General features: G+C 42.5%; 21 protein-coding genes. 13 read left to right on the top strand and 8 right to left on the bottom strand.

The features are described from left to right. Window positions 1-18 precede the first annotated feature (18 nt). From JIG41_RS07570 to JIG41_RS07560, 3 genes are all read right to left on the bottom strand, one after another. Complete coding sequence (locus JIG41_RS07570) at window positions 19-540, bottom strand: RNA methyltransferase (RefSeq protein ID WP_065979070.1); 522 nt, start codon at window positions 538-540, stop codon at window positions 19-21. After that, window positions 540-1,037 (bottom strand): YcgN family cysteine cluster protein, encoded by a 498-nt coding sequence (locus JIG41_RS07565; RefSeq protein WP_065979069.1) that lies wholly within the window; start codon window positions 1,035-1,037, stop codon window positions 540-542. The genes JIG41_RS07570 and JIG41_RS07565 overlap by 1 nt, the downstream gene beginning before the upstream one ends. Before the next feature lie 78 nt (window positions 1,038-1,115). Continuing rightward, complete coding sequence (locus tag JIG41_RS07560) at window positions 1,116-2,939, bottom strand: DUF885 family protein (protein ID WP_199524518.1); 1,824 nt, start codon at window positions 2,937-2,939, stop codon at window positions 1,116-1,118. Between the two features lie 147 nt (window positions 2,940-3,086). Between JIG41_RS07560 and JIG41_RS07555 the strand changes: the two genes are divergently transcribed. Both JIG41_RS07555 and JIG41_RS07550 read left to right on the top strand, forming a co-directional pair. Next, window positions 3,087-4,355: an amidohydrolase family protein gene (locus tag JIG41_RS07555; protein WP_036971915.1), complete on the top strand. Its 1,269-nt coding sequence runs from the start codon at window positions 3,087-3,089 to the stop codon at window positions 4,353-4,355. 194 nt (window positions 4,356-4,549) lie between these two features. Next, a complete protein-coding gene (locus JIG41_RS07550) occupies window positions 4,550-6,961 on the top strand; it encodes a TonB-dependent siderophore receptor (protein ID WP_118844900.1) in 2,412 nt (803 codons plus the stop codon). Window positions 6,962-7,032: 71 nt separating this feature from the next. Here JIG41_RS07550 and adhP read toward each other — a convergent pair whose 3' ends face one another. Next, the gene (adhP, locus tag JIG41_RS07545) at window positions 7,033-8,043 is read right to left on the bottom strand and encodes an alcohol dehydrogenase AdhP (protein WP_118844899.1); all 1,011 of its coding nucleotides are present in this window, start codon (window positions 8,041-8,043) and stop codon (window positions 7,033-7,035) included. A 250-nt stretch (window positions 8,044-8,293) separates the two neighbouring features. On the opposite strand from adhP, the gene JIG41_RS07540 reads away from it, so the two are divergent. Then, window positions 8,294-8,851 (top strand): GbsR/MarR family transcriptional regulator, encoded by a 558-nt coding sequence (locus tag JIG41_RS07540; RefSeq protein WP_036972862.1) that lies wholly within the window; start codon window positions 8,294-8,296, stop codon window positions 8,849-8,851. A gap of 251 nt (window positions 8,852-9,102) precedes the next feature. On the opposite strand, the gene JIG41_RS07535 is transcribed toward JIG41_RS07540, so the two are convergent. Together JIG41_RS07535 and JIG41_RS07530 are read right to left on the bottom strand one after the other, a co-directional pair. Then, on the bottom strand, window positions 9,103-10,128 hold the full coding sequence (locus tag JIG41_RS07535; protein ID WP_199524517.1) for a lytic transglycosylase domain-containing protein: 1,026 nt from the start codon (window positions 10,126-10,128) through the stop codon (window positions 9,103-9,105). Then, on the bottom strand, window positions 10,121-10,402 hold the full coding sequence (locus tag JIG41_RS07530; protein ID WP_036971922.1) for a YcgL domain-containing protein: 282 nt from the start codon (window positions 10,400-10,402) through the stop codon (window positions 10,121-10,123). Before JIG41_RS07530 ends, JIG41_RS07535 begins: the two co-directional genes overlap by 8 nt. A gap of 156 nt (window positions 10,403-10,558) precedes the next feature. Between JIG41_RS07530 and minC the strand changes: the two genes are divergently transcribed. From minC to minE, 3 genes are read left to right on the top strand one after another with little or no spacing between them, the layout of a single operon-like run. Further along, complete coding sequence (minC, locus tag JIG41_RS07525; RefSeq protein WP_036971924.1) at window positions 10,559-11,263, top strand: septum site-determining protein MinC; 705 nt, start codon at window positions 10,559-10,561, stop codon at window positions 11,261-11,263. Window positions 11,264-11,268: 5 nt separating this feature from the next. Then, window positions 11,269-12,078, top strand: a complete 810-nt coding sequence (gene minD, locus JIG41_RS07520; protein ID WP_036971926.1) for a septum site-determining protein MinD — start codon at window positions 11,269-11,271, stop codon at window positions 12,076-12,078. A 1-nt stretch (window position 12,079) separates the two neighbouring features. Further along, window positions 12,080-12,343 (top strand): cell division topological specificity factor MinE, encoded by a 264-nt coding sequence (minE, locus tag JIG41_RS07515; RefSeq protein ID WP_036971927.1) that lies wholly within the window; start codon window positions 12,080-12,082, stop codon window positions 12,341-12,343. Window positions 12,344-12,383: 40 nt separating this feature from the next. Here minE and JIG41_RS07510 read toward each other — a convergent pair whose 3' ends face one another. Together JIG41_RS07510 and JIG41_RS07505 are read right to left on the bottom strand one after the other, a co-directional pair. Beyond that, entirely contained in the window at window positions 12,384-12,800 is a 417-nt protein-coding gene (locus JIG41_RS07510) for a GNAT family N-acetyltransferase (protein WP_036971928.1), read from the bottom strand. 110 nt (window positions 12,801-12,910) lie between these two features. Further along, a complete protein-coding gene (locus tag JIG41_RS07505; RefSeq protein WP_199524516.1) occupies window positions 12,911-13,636 on the bottom strand; it encodes an AraC family transcriptional regulator in 726 nt (241 codons plus the stop codon). A 162-nt stretch (window positions 13,637-13,798) separates the two neighbouring features. Between JIG41_RS07505 and JIG41_RS07500 the strand changes: the two genes are divergently transcribed. The 7 genes from JIG41_RS07500 to JIG41_RS07470 all read left to right on the top strand — a co-directional run bounded on the left by JIG41_RS07500 (window position 13,799) and on the right by JIG41_RS07470 (window position 21,334). After that, window positions 13,799-14,959, top strand: coding sequence for a Gfo/Idh/MocA family protein (locus tag JIG41_RS07500; protein WP_074989077.1), 1,161 nt, complete (start codon window positions 13,799-13,801; stop codon window positions 14,957-14,959). Window positions 14,960-14,965: 6 nt separating this feature from the next. After that, entirely contained in the window at window positions 14,966-16,018 is a 1,053-nt protein-coding gene (locus JIG41_RS07495; protein WP_065979061.1) for a sugar phosphate isomerase/epimerase, read from the top strand. Between the two features lie 34 nt (window positions 16,019-16,052). After that, on the top strand, window positions 16,053-17,273 hold the full coding sequence (locus JIG41_RS07490; RefSeq protein WP_199524515.1) for a sugar MFS transporter: 1,221 nt from the start codon (window positions 16,053-16,055) through the stop codon (window positions 17,271-17,273). Between the two features lie 24 nt (window positions 17,274-17,297). Further along, window positions 17,298-17,990, top strand: coding sequence for a DUF1080 domain-containing protein (locus JIG41_RS07485; protein WP_065979059.1), 693 nt, complete (start codon window positions 17,298-17,300; stop codon window positions 17,988-17,990). A 1-nt stretch (window position 17,991) separates the two neighbouring features. Next, window positions 17,992-19,671, top strand: a complete 1,680-nt coding sequence (locus JIG41_RS07480) for a GMC family oxidoreductase (protein ID WP_036971935.1) — start codon at window positions 17,992-17,994, stop codon at window positions 19,669-19,671. Window positions 19,672-19,673: 2 nt separating this feature from the next. Next, a complete protein-coding gene (locus JIG41_RS07475; RefSeq protein ID WP_074989076.1) occupies window positions 19,674-20,429 on the top strand; it encodes a gluconate 2-dehydrogenase subunit 3 family protein in 756 nt (251 codons plus the stop codon). Window positions 20,430-20,503: 74 nt separating this feature from the next. Further along, entirely contained in the window at window positions 20,504-21,334 is an 831-nt protein-coding gene (locus JIG41_RS07470; RefSeq protein WP_074989075.1) for a sugar phosphate isomerase/epimerase, read from the top strand. Window positions 21,335-21,925 lie beyond the last annotated feature (591 nt).

Here is a 21,925-nt window from a genome sequence, read left to right as displayed (position 1 = left end):
ATAAATGAGAAGAGCGCATTAGCGCTCTTTTTGTTGCTGCCATTTTAAAGAGTTATTAGTATCGCGGCTGCTAAAAATAGTCGTGTCTGAGCTTTCAATGCCACCCAGTTTGGCTAACCTGTCATACAGCACAACATTACACGTAGCAGCTAAATTCATGCAGCCAATGGTAGGCACATAAACCACTTCATCACACCATGTCAGCACGTCTTTACTGACCGAACCATCTTCGGGGCCAAACACATAAAACGCATTTTCTGGGTGCTTAAATTCGGGTAATGGCGTGGCGCCTTCTACAAGCTCTATCACTACCGTTGTTGCGCCTTCTGGCTTCGCTTGCTCAAGGCTTTCAACTTGCGTCAGTGGGATATGCTCAAGCACATTTTTGGTATCAGTGTGGTACTTATTCGCACGCAGATAACGGCTGCCGGTAAAAAAAACCTGCTGGGCGTCGTAACATCCTGCGGCGCGTAATACACCGCCAACGTTGGTTGGGCTTTTAGGGTTTAAAAGGCCAATCGATGCTTTTAGCGTAGTCATTAATCGATGTCCATGGTTGGCCATTCAGCAACATATAAATCAAAGTCGTCGAGGTCAACATGACAGTCTTTTATCGTTTTATCACGCACCGAAATACCTAATTGGTGCATCATTTCTTTGCTGCCACCATGGAGCAGTGGGTGCCAAGACGCAAGACCACGGCCTTCATGCAAACGACGGTAGCTGCAACTTTGTGGCATAAAGAAGATATCTTTTAGGTTTTCTTTGGTGAGCTTTACACATGAAGGCACGAGAGTTTGACGATTAGCATACTCACTACAGCCACAGCTATCGTTATCAAGGTATTGGCATACGATATTCGTGAAAATAAGCTCTTCACCTTCGCGAAGTTGATCTGTTGCGGCGAATTCATCTTCGTCTTCGCTGTCAATAAATGTGTTTAAACAACATTTACCACAGCCGTCACAAATGGCTTCCCATTCTTCTCGTGACATTTGCTCAAGCGAGCGCTTAAGCCAAAATTTATCTTCTAACATGGTATTACTCAAAGCCCCTAACAGCGCGCATTCTAGCTTAAAGCCAGCATGCGCGCAAAGTTTAGAGTGCTAGAGCTATTACTTTTGCTCGCTAACCCAACGCTTAATTTTCTCTTCAAGAATCGGCATCGGTAATGCACCATCGATCAGAATTTGCGTATGGAACGCTTTAATATCGAACTTATCACCCAGTTCTTTCTTACAATAATCGCGTAGTTCTTGAATTTTAAACTGACCTAACTTGTAAGACAGTGCTTGGCCTGGCCATGCGATATAGCGCTCAACCTCAGCGATAATATCACTTTCAGCCATCGACGAATTCGCAAGCATGTAATCAATACCTTGCTGACGAGTCCAGCCTTTTGCGTGGAAACCCGTGTCGAGTACTAAGCGCATTGCTCGCAGTTGTTCGTCAGATAAACGGCCATACCACATGTAAGGGTCGGTAAATAAACCTAACTCTTTACCTAGGCTTTCTGCATAAAGTGCCCAGCCCTCAGCAAACACAGTGTACCCACCAAATTTACGAAACAGCGGTAAGCCTTCAATTTCTTGTTGTAGCGCAATTTGGAAATGATGTCCTGGTGCCGCTTCATGAATTGATAAGGTTTCAAGTAAAAACTTAGGCTGTGCTTTTAAGTTAAACGTATTGATGTAAAAAATACCCGGACGTGAGCCATCTGGCGCAGGTGATTGATACGATGCCCCCGCAGCAGATTCTGCGCGGAAATCTTCAACGGCTTTTACAACGTAAGGCGCTTTCGGCGCAATATCAAACATTTGCGGCAGCTTTGCGTCAATTTTTTCTTTCACTTCTTCATAAGCCGCAATCAGCGCTTCTGGGGTGTCGTAGTAAAACTCATCAGAGGTTCGAAGGTGTTCAAAAAACGCTTTTAAATCCCCTTCAAAACCAACGGTTTCTTTTACTTTTTTCATCTCAGTTAAAATGCGTGATACTTCACTTAAACCAATGTCATGAATTTCATCAGCGTTTAGGCTCAGTGTTGTATGCTGCTTAATTTGATACTCATACCATGCTTTACCATTTGGTAAGTCGCTGTAACCAATACTTTCTCGTGCGTTTGGAATATACTCGTTCGCTAAGAAATCAGCCATTTTTTGATACGCAGGCACTAAACGCTCACTGATCATCGCGGTGTATGCACTTGTCAGCTCTGCTTTTTGTTCGTCGCTGAATGACTCAGGTAACTGAGCAATCGGCCCCCAGAATAATGACTCTTCTGGTTTTTCTACGATATGAGTTTGAAATTGTGGTAATAGTTTTTCAGCAAGCGGTTTAGGAAGTACCACCTTGTCTTTCATGCCTTGGCGCATTGATTGCTCAACGCTCTCTAACCAAGCGATAAAGCCATCTGCACGCTTTTCAAATGCTTTATAGTCTTCAACGGTATTAAAAGGCTGTGCGCTTTGCCCAGACCCTAACGCGGCAAAAGTGTTATGCGCGCCGCCCATTTGATTTATGGGCATTAAGTGACTTGGGAATTGTGCCCCTTCAATAGCCAAATCCAAGTCTCGAGCGAGTATTTCATAGCTTAATAAAGACTGGCCTGTTAATTGTGTCTTATCAATATTTGCCAGTTTGTTTTTATATTCTTTAATGAAGTTAAGCTGCTCATTGCGATTGGCTTCATTGATCGGAGCAATAAAATCGTCGTTAAACTCGTTTCGGCCAATATAAGTGCCACCAATCGGGTTGAATTGTAAACCGTCTTCAAAATAATTGGTCAGTAATGTATCCAGCTGTGCGCTGGCTGATTCTGTTTTTACAGATGGTTGTGCTGCTGTTGTAGGTGTTGTTTCGCTTTTTGGCGTTGATTCATTACAACCCATTAATGCGAGCATCACTGCTGAACTAAGTAGTGCTAATTTTATGTTTTTCATTCTTTCCCTGCCGTTAAATTAAGTACCCGTAAATTATGCGGGTTTAGCGCCCTGTTTAGCAAGTATCGCTGCAACTTATCGCACTTTATTTACACACACTAACGTGATTGGTAAAGTGAAACTTCGACTTACCAATATTGAATAAAAATGAAAAAAACAGTTCTCGCGATTAGCTTAGGTCTTGCCTGCTTAGTCTCTGTAAATACCTACGCCACAACCTACGTATCGGCAAAAGCCATGGTCGATGTAAATTCAGGAAAATTGATTAAATCACCACTAATCAGTATAGAAAATGGTCAGATAACTGCTGTACAGACGAATACACAGCCTAGCTTAAAAGATGGCGATAAGCATATTCAATTATTAGAACTCACACTTGTGCCTGGTTTAATGGACATGCATGTACATTTGACCAGCGACCCTACAGTGCCTCGTAGTGCACGAATTGGTCAATCAGTGCCGCGCAAAGCGATTAAAGCCGCCCATTTTGCCGAAAAAACACTGTATGCTGGTTTTACTTCATTACGTAATTTAGGCGCAGAAGGGTATAGCGTTATTGCGGTGCGCGACGGTATTAACGAAGGTGATATTGTCGGACCACGTATTTGGGCTGCGGGCCCATCACTCGGGGTTACTGGCGGCCATTGTGATAACAACCGTTTACCTCCTGAAATGAAATACACCGCAGAAGGTGTTGCAGATGGTCCTTGGTCTGCCCGTGCTAAGGTACGTGAAAACATTAAATACGGTGCGAATGCCATTAAATTTTGTGCCACAGGTGGTGTTTTCTCTAAAGGTACTAAAGTGGGTATTCAGCAATATACGCAAGATGAAATGAATGCAATTGTTGATGAAGCTCATTTGCGCGGTTTAACCGTAGCTGCCCATGCTCACGGCACCAGTGGTATTAAAGCTGCCATTGTAGCGGGTGTTGATAGTGTAGAACACGTAAGCTTTGTGGATGACGAAGCAATTAAGCTTGCAAAAAAACACGGTACGTGGTTCTCAATGGATATTTATAATACCGAATACACGCTGACCTTTGGCGAGCAAAACGGTGTTGATGAAGAAAACCTAAATAAAGAGCGTCAAGTATCTAAAAAACAACGTGAGAGCTTTAGTCGCGCCGTTAAAGCGGGTGTGAACATGGTGTTCGGCACCGACGCTGCAATTTACCCACATGGCGATAACGCGAAGCAGTTTTCACGTATGGTTGAATTTGGTATGACACCATTGCAAGCACTGCAATCAGCAACCATTAATAGTGCTAAGCTACTGAAAGTTGATGATAAACTTGGCCAAATTAAAAACGGCTTTTTAGCCGATATTATTGCCGTAAAAGGAAATCCTCTTGAAAACATTGCCGTACTTGAAAACGTGCAATTTGTTATGAAAGACGGCATTGTTTATAAGTAATCACCAATTTGCTGGTTTCATTTTATTGAAACCAGCACCTCTCCTTGTTGTTACCAGCGAAAAATTAACCAGCCATTTATAAAATGTTATTTGATTGTACCAAAACCGATTATTTACCCATTTTAGATAAATAACACTTGAAATGAAAACCACTCGCATTATCATTACCGAAAATTTTTAACTTCTTTTCTATAATGACAACTTACAAATACTCTGTTTTAACCCTTGCTTGTATCAGCGCTTTTTCAGTTAACGCTAATGATTTAAACGATGTTGAACGGATTACCGTCTACGACAAACAAAATCGCGTGGTACTTGAGTCTGGTCTTGCGACAAAATCAAACATGACCTTAATGGAAACACCAGCCCCCGTGGTGGTGGTTGATCAAGCGCTTATAAATTCACAAGGCGCCACAAATTTACAAGATTTGGTACGTAACATCAGCGGTGTAACGCAAGCGGGTAATAATTATGGCATTGGTGACAACTTAGTGATCCGTGGTTTAGGCGCAAACTACACCTACGATGGCATGTACGGTGGTGCAGGCCTTGGTAACACCTTTAACCCTACCCGCTCTATGACTAACGTAGAATCGGTTGAAGTACTTAAAGGCCCTGCCACAGGTTTGTATGGAATGGGCAGTGCCGGTGGTGTTATCAACCTTATTGAAAAGAAACCACAATTCACTGAAAAACACACCGTTAGTGCCGAACTTGGCCAATGGGACAGCTATGCGTTGGGCTTTGATAGCACAGCTGCTTTAACGGATAATTTAGCATACCGAGTGAATGCAAAAACAGCGCGCAGTGATGGCTATCGCGATTTAAAAGATGACCGTGACGAAATTTACGCGGCGTTGAAATATGTGCTTAGCGACAAACAAGACATAATGCTTTCAGGTGCTTATATCAAAGACGCCATTGCTGTCGACTCGATTGGCCACCCTATTCGTATTTTTAACAGTGACTCTGTGAATGGTAAAACGGCTGGCGAAGTCACCGCTGCTGATTTAGTTAACGATGCAACGGCAAAAGGGCTGCAACTAACAGATCAGCAACGCCAGCAATTAGCAGATTCACTCGCAGCAAATGATGGCCTAACACCGTATACCTTCGGTCATAATGGCATTATTTCGCCGATGGCCAATGATAACGAAGGCGAAGAACTGCGTTTTAAGTTAACGCATAACTACTTTATAACTGATAATTTATTTTTAAATCAGCAATTACAATACCGAAATTACGAATCAAGTTTTGCGCGTCAAACTGGAGCGTATAACTATGTGTATTGGAATCGTAATGGTGTGATCAATGCCGACCCTCGCGCCCCGTTAGTTGTTGATGACGTGCTTTATCCCTTTGCTGCGCGTCGCCAAGAGTATCGCCAAGTGCAAGCAGACGAAAAATCATGGCAATACTTTGCAGATCTTCGTTATGACTTTAGTTTTGCGGGTATCGATAACGAATTACTCGTTAACGCCAACTACGAAGATCGTGATATTCGTTTTAAACAATACTCTATTTATGATGCCGATCAGGTCATTAAAAATAAACAAGGCGAGGTTATTTACCAAGGCCAACTCCCGTATATTTTTGATATTCGAACGCCAAATTGGGGCGCGGGAAGTTTTGCTGATTACGATCCTCTAAAGACCAGCGATTACAACAAAGAAGTGCAAGCGTGGGGAGTCGGTATTCAGCATGTTGCCTATATTCATGACACCTTTACAACGCGTGTGGGTGTCGCGTTTAATCGCATTAAACAAAGTTATCAGCATTTTGGCGTTGACCCTCGTTACCGTGCAAGCGCCGCAGAGCCAACACCAGAAGCAGATACTTCAGACAGCGGTATGACCTACAACCTAGGTGCGACATATAAACTAAACGACGATATTTCGTTCTTTGTAAATCACTCGAAAGGCCGCACAGCGTATAGCGTGTTAGGTAGTGTAACGGGTAACGAAGCTGACCGTGATGATGCCGAGTCTATCAGTAACGATATTGGCATGCGTGTAAAGGCCTTTGATGATCAACTATTGGCATCATTGGTCATTTTTGACAGTGCCCGTACCAACCTAGAGTATGCAAACCCAGATTATGAAGCCGGCGTGTCTGATGCTTCTATACCAAAGAGCTTTTATGATGGTGAAGAGCAAACAAAAGGTGTTGAGCTTGATTTAAATGCGGATTTAAATGAGCAATGGCAACTTAACATCAATGGTGTCTATCAGGATGCCCGTGATAAGCAGAACCCAAATTCATCAAGCTTTGATTCGCGTCAAAAAGGGGTACCTTATGTCACGGCAAGTAGTTGGTTAAGCTACGATGCTCAGTGGTTTAATTTAGCTCAGCCACTAACGATAAGTGCAGGGATTCAATATGTTGATGACCGCAGTACACATTCAACCTCGTTTGGTATTCCAGATGGTTACGTACCTAGCTACACAGTTTACGACGCCGCAATTCAATACCAAACAGATGAGTGGAAACTACAGTTAAACTTAAACAATTTGTTTAACAAAACGTATTACTCAAAAGCAATGTTCTTAGGTGGTATGCCAGGAGAAGAACGTAATGCTAAATTAACGTTTAGCTATACGTTATAAGTAGTTACCGGTAAAACTAAACAAGCGCGACCCAACGTAGTCGCGCTTGTTTAATAACGGCTCACTCGTTATTAAAACGTCATCACGATACGACCCGTAATATCGCCTTTTAGCATGTCGTCAAAAATCTCATTGATATCTTCAAGGCGTTTTTCTTCAATAATGGCTTTAACTTTGCCTTTTGCGGCAAAGTCGAGACACTCTTGTAAATCTTTACGCGTGCCCACTATTGAGCCAACTACCGATACACCGTTCAGTACCGTATCAAAAATAGGCAATGGCATGTCTTCTGGGGGTAACCCTACAAGCACGCATTTACCGCCACGACGCACACTTTTATAAGCTTGCTCAAAACCTGGTTTTGATACCGCAGTACACACTACTCCATGCGCACCACCGACTTGCTCAAAGATAGTCTCGCTTGGTACTTGCTTCATAAAATCAATGGTAATGTCTGCACCGAGTTCTTTGGCAAGATTCAGTTTGCTTTCACCCGTATCAACTGCAATCACATTAAAGCCCATTGCTTTTGCATATTGCACGGCTAAATGACCTAAACCGCCCACACCAACAATGGCCACCCAGTCACCGGCTTTAGCACCTGTTACTTTGAGTGCTTTATAGGTTGTGACACCTGCACAAAACAAAGGTGCAGCTTCTGAAAAACCTAATCCGTCAGGAATTTTAACCACATAATCGCCATGAGCTACACAGTACTCAGCGTAACCACCATCTACCGAATAACCTGTGTTGTGCTGCTCAAGGCATAAGGTTTCTTTGCCTTCTAAGCAAAACTCACAGTGGCCACAGGCACTGTAAAGCCAAGGCACCCCAACACGGTCACCCACGGCTAAATGTTTAATATTGTCACCCACTTTTTCGATAGTCCCGACCCCTTCGTGGCCAGGCACCAATGGCATTTTAGGTTTTACAGGCCAATCCCCATGACATGCATGTAAATCAGTGTGGCACACACCACACGCGGCAATTTTGACAAGTACATCGTTGACACCAATGTCTGGACATGGGATATCTTCAATGCTTAATTTACCTTTGTACTCTTTATTTACTGCGGCTTTCATAACGTTCCTCCATGGTATTATTGGGTTTCAGCGTATACGATAAACAGATTAATTGTCACTGTTATTGATCCACATCAAGCCATACATTTTTACTGAAGTTATAAAAATAAATTAATACATTCAGCTAGATATACCTGCATTGGTGACAACTCAAACTTTAGTCGCAATACAATCAATAGTGGCTATTTCTTTTAGTTATACCCATGGCGTGCTAGCATTTAATTTCTGAAGTTTTTGAACAATGAAAATTATGAGCCTATCTGAAAAAAACGTAGCCTTTGTAATGCACTGTGGTGAAATGGGAAGCCGTTGGGGCTTTAATCGCACTATTGGCCAAATGTGTGGTTTATTAACCATTACAAAAGAGCCGATGACCGCCAACGAAATTGCCGATACGTTAAGTATCTCACGCGGAAACGTAAGCATGGGCATAAAAGAGCTTCAGTCTTGGCGCTTAATTAAAGTGCACCATATTCCGGGCGACCGTAAAGAATACTATGGCCCAGCTGGCAGTATTTGGGATATGGCAAACCGTGTATTTGAAGAGCGCAAAAAGCGCGAAATTGATCCAACTCTAAGTTTGCTGCGCGATAACCTACTCGAACAAGCCCACACCGACGATGAACGCTTTGCGCAACAGCAAATGCAAGAAATCCACGATCTACTCGAAACCGTTACTAAATGGTCAGCAGAGTTACAACGCTTAAGTCCAGAGCAACTACAAAGTCTCATGAAGCTTGGATCTGGTATTGGTAAGGTACTGGATTTTAAAGATAAGATTTTGAAAAAGCCGGGGAAGAGTGAGTAAGTTAGCGAGTTTGTAGGAGGCGTTTTAACGCCGAACATTTGAGATTCACGGCTGAAGCCGTTCCTACGGGTTTAATAATGTAGGCGTGATACTTGTTTCGGGCGTTCTTTTCAGGTCATGTTTTAGTGGATTTTGAACGAATAATCAAAACTGCACTTAATGTTCTTTCATTGCACAGGGAGTAATCTAGTAAGGAGGCAATAAACCGTCAGGCTCAGTTAAAACTAAGCCTAACAGTTAATAACAATAAGTTACTTAATCGCTGGGTAACCGATACGATCTGATAAGTAACCCACACTGGTTGCAAAGTAATACGAGCGATTCCAATGCATGAGTGCTTTGTAGTTATCGTAGGCTAGATACATACGGCCGTTCACGTCATCCGGCATCACCATCGCGGCAGTAATGTCCACGTTTGGTAAGTCACTACCATCCATTTTACGAACACCTAATGCTTGCCAGTCAGCTAGACTGCGCTCTGACTCTTTCCAATATTCAAGCCATTGACTGCGCGTTTTAGTGCCACGTTTAAGAATATTTGCGTTATCAAAGCCTTCTGGTAATTTAACTTGGCGACCCCACGTTAAGTCATCGTTCCACCCTGCTTGCTTAAGGTAATTTGCAATAGAGGCGAAGGCATCTTCTTCGGTTGTCCAAATATCCTTGCGACCATCACCATTGTAATCAACCGCATAAGAATTAAATGAGGTTGGCATAAACTGCGTTTGCCCCATTGCACCTGCCCATGAGCCTTTGAACTTATCAAGGGTAATATGCCCCTCTTTTAAGATATCAAGTGCAGCCCAAAGTTGATTTTTGTACATGGTTTCGCGGCGGCCATCAAATGCAAGTGTCACGAGTGATGCAATCACGCTGTGTCCACCTTGAATTTTACCGAAATTACTTTCAAGGCCCCAAAGTGCAACAATAAAGCGTGCTTGAACGCCATATTCTTTCGCTACTTTTTCGAGAACGTCTTGGTTTTCTTTATACAATTTACGCGCGCGATCAATTTTCCATTGCGGCACACGTTTTGGTAGATAGGTTTCTAGTGTTTCTTTTACTTCTGGCTGATTTTTATCTGCCGAGATTACTTTTTCTTTGAATTTAGCCGTTGCAAAGGCTTGGTCAAGCAGTGCTTGGTCGTAACCTTTTTCAAGCGCTTCTTTTTTTAATGCGGCAACATATAAATCAAAATCGGCTTGTGTTTTTTGTTCTGCCAGTACAGGTGTGCTCAACGAGGCACTTAATAAAATAACGGCAAGTTTTTTAATCACTATCAGCTCCCTTGTCTTTTTTAAATTCGGTCAGCAGGTTTTCTTCCGGCGGAGGTAGTTGTAAGTAGAAACCGTGCTCAATTAACGCTTGCTTAACCGCCTCTAAATCTGCAACACCTAACTTTTTACGGCTAGCAAGATTGATCATCATTACATAATGAGGCTGGCCAAATGTCGCTAATAAAGCGTCTGGGACTCGACTAAAATCCTCTCTTTTCTCTACAAAAAGGTAGGTATCCGCTTTTTTCTTACTTTTATACACCGCAGTTAGCATTATGACCCTATAATATCTTGCTTAACGAAGGCGCACACTATAACATGAGTCAAATAATAAGTTATAAAAATTAGGTTAGATTTTTACTGTATAAGCCTTGTTCAGCCTGCGTTTATCTGTAAATACGACTAACCAAGAAAATTCAATTGAGCGTGTATGTCGGAACAAATTTTTGAATTAAAAGGGAACCTCTTTACATTATCTGTTTTACATTTATTTTCAGCAGATACCTCTCTTTTAAGTAAGCAGTTAGATGAGAAAATCGCCCAAGCACCTAAGTTTTTTGCCGGTGCGCCTATCGTAATCAACTTAAGCGACGTACAAGATGAAGCGCTTGATTTCTCGTTTTTAAAGTCTATGTTAACAAGCTTATCGTTTAATCCTGTCGGTGTGTGTAATGGCACGCAAGAACAAAACGAAAACGCAAAAGCAGCGGGCTTATCGGTCTTGAACTATTCACAGGACGTTAAGGGAGCAACCGCTAAACAACAAACAAATACGTCTATCGTTGAAAAAACCGTTCACCTACCAGCACAAGTCATTCATGGCACGGTGCGCTCAGGGCAGCAAGTGTATGCAAAAGACCGCGACCTTATTGTTATTGGGGCTGTAAGCCACGGCGCTGAAGTCATAAGCGATGGTAATGTGCATATTTATGGCACATTGCGCGGCCGTGCAATTGCGGGGGCAAAAGGTTACAACGAGGCACAAATATTTTGCCAAAAATTAGAAGCAGAACTTGTTTCTATTAATGGCAGTTATTGGATCAGCGACTCCCTACAAGGTGAACACTGGGGTAATGCCGTACAAATCCAACAAAAAAATGATTCATTAGAAATTTCAGCTTTGGTTAAAGGATAAATCTCATGGCAAAAGTAATTGTCGTTACTTCTGGTAAAGGTGGTGTTGGTAAAACCACATCGAGTGCTGCAATTGGCACAGGTTTAGCACTTAAAGGCTTTAAAACCGTTATTATCGACTTTGATATTGGTTTGCGTAATCTAGACCTTATCATGGGTTGTGAACGCCGTGTTGTTTATGACTTTGTAAACGTTATTAATGGCGAGTCAAACCTAAATCAGGCTCTAATTAAAGATAAACGTGTTGATAAACTCTTTATCTTACCTGCTTCACAAACCCGTGATAAAGACGCCCTAACCCGTGAAGGTGTTGAACGCGTTCTAAACGAGCTGAAAAAAGATTTTGATTACATTGTCTGTGATTCACCTGCGGGTATCGAAGCGGGTGCCATGATGGCAATGTACTTTGCTGATGAAGCAATTGTTACTACCAACCCAGAGGTATCGTCGGTTCGAGATTCAGACCGTATCTTAGGTATCTTACACAGCAAGTCTAAGCGTGCTGAAGAAGGCCTTGAAAGCGTAAAAGAACACTTACTATTAACGCGTTACAACCCAGAGCGTGTTGAAAAAGGCGAGATGCTATCAGTTGAAGATGTACAAGAAATTCTTGCAATTAAACTATTAGGTGTTATTCCTGAATCACAAGCGGTATTAAGTGCATCGAACTCTGGTCAACCTGTGATCTTAGATTCTGAATCTGATGCGGGCCAAGCGTACACAGATGCAATTAATCGCCTGCTAGGTGAAACAGTTGATTTTCGCTTTTTAGATGTAGAGAAAAAAGGCTTGTTCAAACGGATTTTTGGAGGTTAATGTGTCTTTACTTGACTACTTCCGCTCAGAAAAGAAAAGCAGTGCGTCACTTGCAAAAGAGCGATTGCAGATCATTGTCGCACACGAACGTTCACAGCGTGGTACGCCTGATTACCTACCACAGCTAAAACAAGACATCCTTGATGTTATTCGTAAATACGTGAACGTAAGCACTGATGCAGTTCAGGTTCAATTTGACCAAAACGAAGATGATTTAGCGGTCCTTGAGCTTAACGTCACTTTACCTGACGAAGAAAAGAAATAGTCAAAATTGGGCGCCATGTTATAGATAACAGCGCCCTTTTTTATTTCTGCCACTGCATATGAAACTCGTAGTCGTCCTCGCCTATGGTTTTAAAACCTGCCCGTTGATAAAGCCCATATGCGGGATTTGCTTTAAGAACGGTTAAGTTAATTACATTCGCTTCATTTTTTAGCGCATGTAACACCTTTGTTCCTAACCCCTTCCCTTGCTCTGTTGGCTCTATTTGTAACTGCAGTAAGTTTATGTGATCTTGTTCTCTAGTAAACTTAGCAAGACCTACACATTGTGCCTCTGCAAAGACTAAATGACTGTGCTCAAAATGCTCTGCTACGCGTGCTTGATGTTGCTCAATAGATAAGAACAAACCTTGCTTTTCTAAATGCTCAACCATGGTATTTAAGCGTAAGGTGAGCAAGTAAGGCTTGTCTAGAACTGTCGCTTTTATAAATTTTATCATTCTTACCCTTGATCTAGACTAGTAAATTTTTTAGCCATACACATCCCTGCCGAAAAATAGTGAAGTTTGGTTTTTAATGAAAAAATATTTTCATAAGCAAAACAGTCATGTTAGTCGCCTAATTGAGAACGCATTTGTGATGGTATTTCACCAAACAAACGCCGAAATTGTTTGCTGAAATAGCTTGGTTCAGAAAAACCGCATTGATACGCTACTTGTGATATTGGTATGCGTGTTTCAATTAATAATTTACGTGCGTTTTCGAGACGCACTTCGTTTATAAACTGATTTGGAGTCTTTGCTAAGTGCTTTTTAAATCGCCTTTCTAGAGCGCTAATCGATAAGTGTGCGAGTTCTGCCAGTTCATCAATACTAATTTGGCGATGATAATGTTCGCGAATATACTTAACAGGTTCTTCAATTGCACGCACGTGTGAAAGGGCTTGAGATGTTTTTTGTAAATGGCGCGTCACACCATAGGTGCCAATCACATTACCATCGTGATCTTTGAGTGCGTGCTTAGATGTTGAAAACCAGCCAAGCTCACCTTGCAGGGTTTGATTTAACTCCAGACGGTCTGTCACGATAAAGCCTTCCATCACTCGCTTATCGTCATTCACATATTGAAACGCTAAGTGTTTAGGCGAAAAGTCAAAATCTGTTTTTAGTAAAATTTGCTCTAGAGTTTTATAACCCTGATGTTCAATAAAATGCTGATTACAATGTAATATTCTACTATCCGTATCTTTCACCCAAAAGAGGATATCGGGCAATAGATCAAATGCAGCAATAAGCTGATTGACTCCCGCTTTTTTTATTATTTCTTGAATATTCATAACTAAAACCCCCCTAAAAAATGTCATTGCCATTATATTTTAAACGCCGATTTTGTTGTATTGTCAACCGAATTTTTATTATCGCTTATTGCCCAAGCTTACCTATTATCAATAACATGACATTAACAGTAGCAAACGCTACTTTGATTAGGAGCGCTTAAGATGAGCAAAGCTAAAATCCGCATGGCTATGATCGGCGGTGGCGAAGGTGCCTTTATAGGCGCAATTCATCGCATTGCAGCGCGATTAGATGGCATGATAGAGCTTGTGGCTGGTGCATTCAGCTCGGATACCAACAAGTGTAAAGCAACTGGCGAATTACTTGGCCTCGATAGCAGCCGTTGCTACGACAGTTACCTCACCCTATTTGCAGAAGAAGCAAAATTACCTGCTGAAGAGCGCGTTGATTTTGTGGCAATTGTAACGCCTAACCACTTGCACTTCCCGGTGGCAAAAATGGCTCTAGAGCACGGTTTTCATGTTTTATCAGACAAGCCTGCAACTCTTTCACTTGTCGAAGCACAGCAATTACAAGAAATCATTACCAAACAGGGGCTTTTGTATGGATTAACACACACCTACACCGGCTACCCGATGGTCAAAGAGGCTAAGCAGCGCATTAAAGCGGGTGAGCTTGGCTGTATTCGTAAAGTCATTGTTGAATACACCCAAGGCTGGCTTGCACAAAGTGAAGATGAAAGCTCTAAGCAAGCAAGCTGGCGTCTTGATACGAGTAAATCGGGAATAAGTTGCTGCATGGGCGACATTGGTGTGCATGCAGCAAATTTGGCTGAGTATGTATCGGGCCTCGAAATAACCCAACTGTGTGCCGATTTGAACCATGTAGTTGATGGCCGCAGCCTCGATGATGATGGCACGGTGCTACTGCGTTTTAACAACGGTAGCAAAGGCGTATTACTCGCAAGCCAAGTCGCTATTGGTGACGAAAACAACCTACGCCTGCGTATTTATGGTGATAAAGCCAGCCTTGAATGGTCGCAACTAGAGCCGAATAGCTTATGGCTGCGTGCGCATAACCAAGCAGCTATCTTGCTAAGAGCGGGTGTAGGCGTACTTCACACTGATACGCAAAATGCACTGCGCACACCGGCGGGTCATCCTGAAGGATACCTTGAAGCCTTTGCCAACATTTACAGTAATTTTGCAAAGCAAATTCACGCATTTAAACAAGGCGACAGCGCCACAAATCAAGAGTTTGATGTACCCGGTATCAAAGAGGCTGTACGCGGTATGGCATTTATTGAGCATGTTGTAGCCTCGTCAGAGCGCGATACTAAGTGGCACAGTTTACAGATTGGATAATACATAATGAAAAAAATCAAAGGGCCAGCGATCTTTCTGGCGCAATTTATTGGCAATGAAGCCCCTTTTAATAGCTTTCGTGGATTATGTAAATGGGCCAGTGGTTTAGGTTACAAGGCCATTCAAGTCCCTACCTCTAACCCCGCTATTTTCGATTTAGAAAAAGCCGCCGAAAGCCAGCAATACTGCGATGAAGTCACTGGTATTGCAGCCGAGTCAGGCCTTACAATTTCAGAGCTATCAACCCACTTGCAAGGTCAGCTGATTGCGGTACACCCTGCATACGATGAAATGTTTGATAATTTTGCTGCAGACCACGTAAAAGGCAACCCAGCGGCACGCACACAATGGGCAACGGAGCAGCTAATGTTTGCCGCAAAAGCGAGTAAACGCCTTGGTTTAACAACGCATGCGACTTTCTCGGGGTCTTTTTTATGGCATACCTTTTACCCGTGGCCACAACGTCCACAGGGACTTGTTGAACAAGGTTTTAACGAACTCGCTAAACGTTGGTTACCAATTTTAGATTGTTTTGATGAACACGGTGTTGATGTTTGCTATGAATTACATCCGGGCGAAGACTTGCACGACGGGGTAACATTTGAGCGCTTTTTAGCCGCCACAAATAATCACCCTCGTGTGAACATTCTATATGATCCGAGTCACTTCGTATTGCAACAATTAGACTACTTAGCATTTATCGATATTTATCATTCACGCATAAAAGCGTTTCATGTCAAGGACGCTGAGTTTATTGCAAATGGCCGCTCTGGGGTATACGGCGGCTTTCAAAACTGGCAAGACCGACCGGGCCGTTTTCGATCTTTAGGTGATGGGCAAGTCGATTTTAAGCAAATTTTCAGCAAATTAACCCAATATGGCTTCGATGGCTGGGCAGTGCTTGAATGGGAGTGTTGTTTAAAACACCCAGAAGATGGGGCACGAGAAGGCGCTGAGTTTATTAACGCACATTTAATAAACCCCACCGACAAAGCCTTTGACGATTTTGCCAGTGGCGCAACAAACACTGAGCGTAATAATCGAATTTTAGGTTTATAAAACCGACAACAATTGAACACACAGGACACACAATATGGACAACAATAATTATAATCGCATTGTCTTTCGGCTTTGCTGTATAGCACTGATTGTGACCTCGATGACCTTTGCCATTCGCGCTGGTATTTTGGGTCAACTTGGTGGTGACTTTGGTTTAACTGACACCGAACTCAGTTGGGTCAATGCAATGGCGTTTTTAGGTTTCCCCGTTGCGACCATGCTCGGTGGTATAATCTACAACGCTATTGGTGCTAAAAAGCTGGTCGCGTTGGCATTTATTTGTCACTTACTTGGCCTTGCCTTAACCATCACCGCAGATGGCTTTTGGGGCTTGCTGGTATCGACTTTTCTAATAGGCTTTGCAAACGGCTCTGTTGAAGCAGGTTGTAACCCGTTAATAGCTGAAATGTACCCTAAAAACGCCACCACTATGCTTAACCGCTTTCATGTTTGGTTCCCTGGCGGGATTGTAATTGGTGCATTAGCGTCTAATTTCATGTCGGCTGCCGGCCTTAACTGGCAGTGGCAAGTCGCTTTAATATTAGTTCCGACCATTATTTATGGTGCCATGCTAATTAAAGCAAAATTTCCGACCTTTGATACACGTATCCACTCGACCAGCAGCAACATTCGTCATTTATTTACCCCGCTGTATTTATTTCTTATAGCGTGCATGACACTGACCGCCACGACGGAGTTTGGTACTCAGCAATGGATTGAACGTATTTTAGGTTCATCGGGGGCATCACCCATGGTCATTTTAGCACTTATAACAGGGCTCATGGCGGTAGGTCGTTTTTTTGCAGGCCCTATTGTCCACAAGCTTAACCCTACAGGTGTATTACTTGGCTCTGCACTTTGTGCAAGCTTAGGTATCTTTATGATGAGCCAAGCACAAGGCACCATGATTTATTTAGCCGCTATTTTATTCGCCATGGGTGTAACTTACTTTTGGCCTACCATGCTTGGTTGTGTTGCCGAATACATTCCGAAATCGGGCGCGCTAGGTATGTCGTTAATGGGAGGCGCGGGCATGTTCGCAATGAGTATTTGGAATCCAGTCATAGGAAGTTGGATAGACAGTGCCCGTTTGTCTGCAAAAGCATCAGGTGCCAGCGCGGAACAAATCGAAATTTTAGCCGGACAGGCTGTATTACAAAACCTGTTGATATTCCCGATTATTTTAATCGTGGCATTCATAGGGTTGCATTTAGTTATTAATAACAACAAACGCGCTGAAAAGTGCGCATCTTAAGCAAGTAAATCGTCGAGGAACACCATGTTTAAATCTCTCAAAGCACTGACTTTAGTGCTCACAGTTAGTAGCTGTGCACTCGCTAATGCGACTGATAATCAGCTAACACAACAAGAAAAAAACGCCGGATGGCAGTTACTGTTTGATGGCAAAGACATGTCACAGTGGCGTAATTTTAAAAGTGACTCTTTAAATCCAGCTTGGGTTATTGAAGATGGCGCCATGACCTTAACAAAAGGAGGTGGCGACCTACTAACCAAGAAACAATATCAAAACTTTGAACTGCACATTGATTGGAAAATTTCAACCAAGGGCAACAGTGGTATTTTTGTGCTGGCCGATGAAACAGGACAAATGATTTATTCACACGCGCCAGAGATTCAAATTATTGATAACAAAGAGCACCCAGATAACAAAATTGACTCTCATTTAGCTGGCTCAATTTATGATTTATTCGCTGCCCCTGCTGCTGCACATAAACCCGCCAATAGTTGGAACCATGTGCGTATAAAAATGCAAGACAACCATCTACAAGTTTGGCAAAACGGCATTAGTACGACAAGCATCGTTATTGGTAGTACAACATGGAACACGCTTGTAAAAGGCAGTAAGTTTGCCAATTGGCAAAACTTTGCAACGGCTAAGCAAGGCCATATCGGGCTTCAAGATCACGGCGATAAAGTGTGGTTTAAAAATATAAAAATTAAGGAGCTTTAAGATGTCTGAATTTAAACATAAGGTATTGGTTGTTGGCTCTGGTGCAGGTGGTGCAATGGCTGCTTACACACTTACAAAACTAGGTCATAAAGTACTGCTGTTAGAAGCAGGTCGACATTATGACCCAAAAACCGAAAGCCCAATGTTTCGCCGCAATAGCGAGGCTCCATTAATGGGGGCAGGCAACAAAGATAAAAACTTTGGTTTCTACGATGCAACGGTCGATGGCGGTTGGCAAGTACCCGATGAGCCATACACCAGTGCAAAAGGCAGCGACTTTTATTGGTGGCGCGCTCGCATGTTAGGCGGCAGGACTAATCACTGGGGTCGTTACTCTCTGCGCTTTAGTGAACACGACTTTAAAGGTAAAAGCCGTGATGGTCACGGTGCGGACTGGCCTTTCGAGTATGCCGACTTAGCACCTTGGTACGACAAAACAGAAGAGCTCGTTGGGGTGTGTGGCACTAACACTGGCCATGAAGATATGCCAGATTCATCGCCGGGTATTTTGCAGCCACCACCAAAACCCCGCGTACCAGAGTTATTAATTGCTGCTTCTGCAAAGAAATTGGGCATTCAAGCTGTGCCAATGCATCGTGCGGTTTTAACCCGTCCAAAAGACGACCGTTTAGCATGCTTCTATGCAACACCATGTGGCTCTGGTTGCTCAATTGGTGCCGCATTCCAAACAACAACATCGCTGTTACCTATGGCAAAAGCAACGGGTAATTTAAAAGTGATTACTGATGCAATGGTAAAATCGGTGGCTGTTAATGATCAAGGTAAAGTAACGGGTGTAACCTATGTTGATAAGAAAACAGTCACAGAGCACGCTCTTGAAGCTGATGTGGTGATTCTTGCGGCCAGTGCCTGCGAATCAGCGCGTATTTTATTAAACTCTAAACACAAAACACACCCTAAAGGTCTTGCTAATTCGAGTGGTCAGGTTGGTCGTAACCTAATGGATTCAACAGGTGCATGGCTAGGAGCACAGATTCCAGCACTAAAAGGCCGCCCGCGTTATAACGAAGATGGTCATACCGCAAACCACTTATTCATTCCTTGGTGGGGCCATCAAGCCCAAGCTAACAATGAGTTAGATTTCCCACGTGGTTATCACTTTGAAATTGGTGGCGGCTTCAGACAACCCGGTTCAGGTGTGTCTGGCGATAAACAAGGCTACGGCCCCGCCTTAAAACAACAAATTCGCGATGCGTATGGCTCTTATGTAGGATTTGCGCTACGCGGTGAAATGTTACCAAATAAAGATACTTACATGGAAATTGACGAAAACGTTAAAGATAAATGGGGTATTCCGGTTTCGAAATTCCACTTTAAGTGGTCTGATCGTGAATTAAAGCAAATTGAGCATGGCTTAAAAACGGCCAAACAAATCCTTGAAAACATGGGCGCAGAGGTTGGTGAACTCCCGCCTGCCGAAAAAGCTATTTCAAAAGGTGGCGAGATTATCCATGAGGTAGGTACCACACGCATGGGCAGCTCAAAGAAAGACTCTGTGACTAATCAATGGGGTCAAACGTGGGATTGTAATAACTTGTTCGTCATGGATGCAGGGGTGTTTGCCTCAAACCCACATAAAAACTGTACGCTCACCATCATGACGCTGGCAATGCGTAATTCAACTTGGCTTGCTCAACAAATTGATAATGGGGTACTTTAATTATGCATCATCGTAACGAACACGAAACCTATAACTATGTTTCAGGAATGAGTCGACGAGACTCTTTAAAGTGGCTAGGCTTATTAGCCGCAGGCTCAGCGGTCGGGCTAACCGCAGGGTGTACAAAAGCACTTGAAATCGGTGCAGCATCCTCAACTGAGGGGCATTGGCCGGACTTAGATATTAAACCTATTACCGCAAAAGGTTATGGGCAAGATCCCAATTTAGTAATCCCACCACAATCACCATGGCCATTGACATTAACGGCGGACGAAATAACCTTAGTGGCGTTATTATCCGATTACATTGTGCCGCGCGAAGGCACTATTCCATCGGCAAGTGAGTTGCACGTACCGGCGGTTATCAATGAATGGGTTAGCGCACCTTATGAAGGACAACAACGTGACCGCATTAAAATTTTAAATTCACTTGCGTGGATAAACGACGAATCTAAGCTGCGCTTTAAGAAGCCATTTACCGCCTTAAGTGAGCAACAGCATCGTGCAATTTTAGATGATATTGCTTATTTTAATGAACAAACACCTGCCCAATTTCAACGTATAGGTAAAGCATTTTTACGCTTTAAAGAGTTAGTGTTAGCCGCTTTCTTCTGCACGCCTGAGGGCTGTAAAGACATTGGCTACTTAGGAAATGTGCCTATTGCAGGCGATTATCCGGGACCGTCTGACGAGGCAAAAGCGCATTTAGATCAGGTTTTAGTAGACCTAGGCTTGAGCGAATACGCCTATACCGATTAGCTTCCCCCCTTGTGTTGTTTTATAACACACTGCAATGCAGGGGGTTAACTCCCCTGCTTTTTTAGGATTTAAATATGTTTAACTCTCGTTATTTATTATTTTTAATTTGCTTTGTATTTAGCAGTCAGTTATTGGCGACTATTCCAGTCAGTGTGCAATTATGGTCGGTTAAGGACTCCCTTAAAAAAGATTTCCATAATACTTTAAAATCACTCTCTGAAATGGGCTTTGATGGCGTTGAGTTTGCCGCAGACTTTGGCCCTTACAGTGATAACCCTGCCGGCCTCAAAGCAAAACTAACTGAATTGGGCTTACTTGCCAGTAGTGCTCACGTCGGCTTTGATGCACTCAATGAAAGCAATATTGATAGTACACTCCTTTTTTACAAAACACTTGGGGTAACAACACTGTATGTCCCTTGGGATGAGCGAGCATGGCACCCAGAAGGCGTTAAATCATTGGTTAAAGAGCTGACTAAAGTCAGTAATTATGCAAGCCGCTATAATATGAAGATCGGTTTTCACAATCATAATAAAGAGTTTAATGCATTTAATAACGCAACATTTTGGGATTACATCGCTAGCAACACCCCAAATAGCATGCCATTACAACTAGACATTGGCTGGGTTAATTACGCGGGTAAAGACCCTCTTTATTTCATAAAAAAATACCCCAAGCGAACGCTCTCAACACACATAAAAGTTCGTACTAAAAATGGCAGCATACTCAGCCCTATTATTGGTGAAAACAGCATAGATTGGCCAGAAATCATCGACACCTTAGAAACAGATGGTAATACCCAATGGTTAGTGCTTGAGCAAGAGGAATACCCTGAGGGATTAACGCCACTGCAAAGTGTGGCAAAATCGAAAAAGAACTTAGATAAAATTTTAGTGGGGATGTAAATCCCTGCTAATGGCGTTATATAGAAAAATAACGAGCGTTATTCAGCATATAATCGGTAAAATTTTCATTAATTTCTTCACCCAATAAATTTAAACCGCATTATATTACATACTGATTCAAAAAAGGAATTTCATATTAAATAATACAATACAATCAAAAAAGGGACAAAATACCCTCTTTTAGGCTGGTTGTCATATATTACAAGGATCGTAATATAAAGAAAAACATCTCAAGGATAGAGCATGAAAGTCCTAACGCTGAAGAAAAATTCAGAGAAAAGCGTGTTATTAATACTCGCTTTTATACTATTTACCCTGTTGATTCTTTTAGAATATTTACCTGAAAAGTATCTCATTTATCAATTAACGTTGCTAACAACCGTTTGTATATCTGCAATAATTATCGTCTTAGTTATTAGCTCCAAAAGTGAATTAACAATATGCCATCACGGGCGTTGTTTCCTAAAAGTTTGAACTATCTTGCCAGCCTGTGATCAGATCATCTATATCCTACTAGCCCGTGCAACAACAATGAGCAAAATCACAAACTGGTCTCACTATAATCAAGCCCTCGTTAACCGCGGTAATATT

The organism is Pseudoalteromonas sp. bablab_jr011 (assembly GCF_016464045.1).
GTDB lineage: Bacteria > Pseudomonadota > Gammaproteobacteria > Enterobacterales > Alteromonadaceae > Pseudoalteromonas > Pseudoalteromonas lipolytica.
This window is presented reverse-complemented; position numbering and strand designations above follow the sequence as displayed.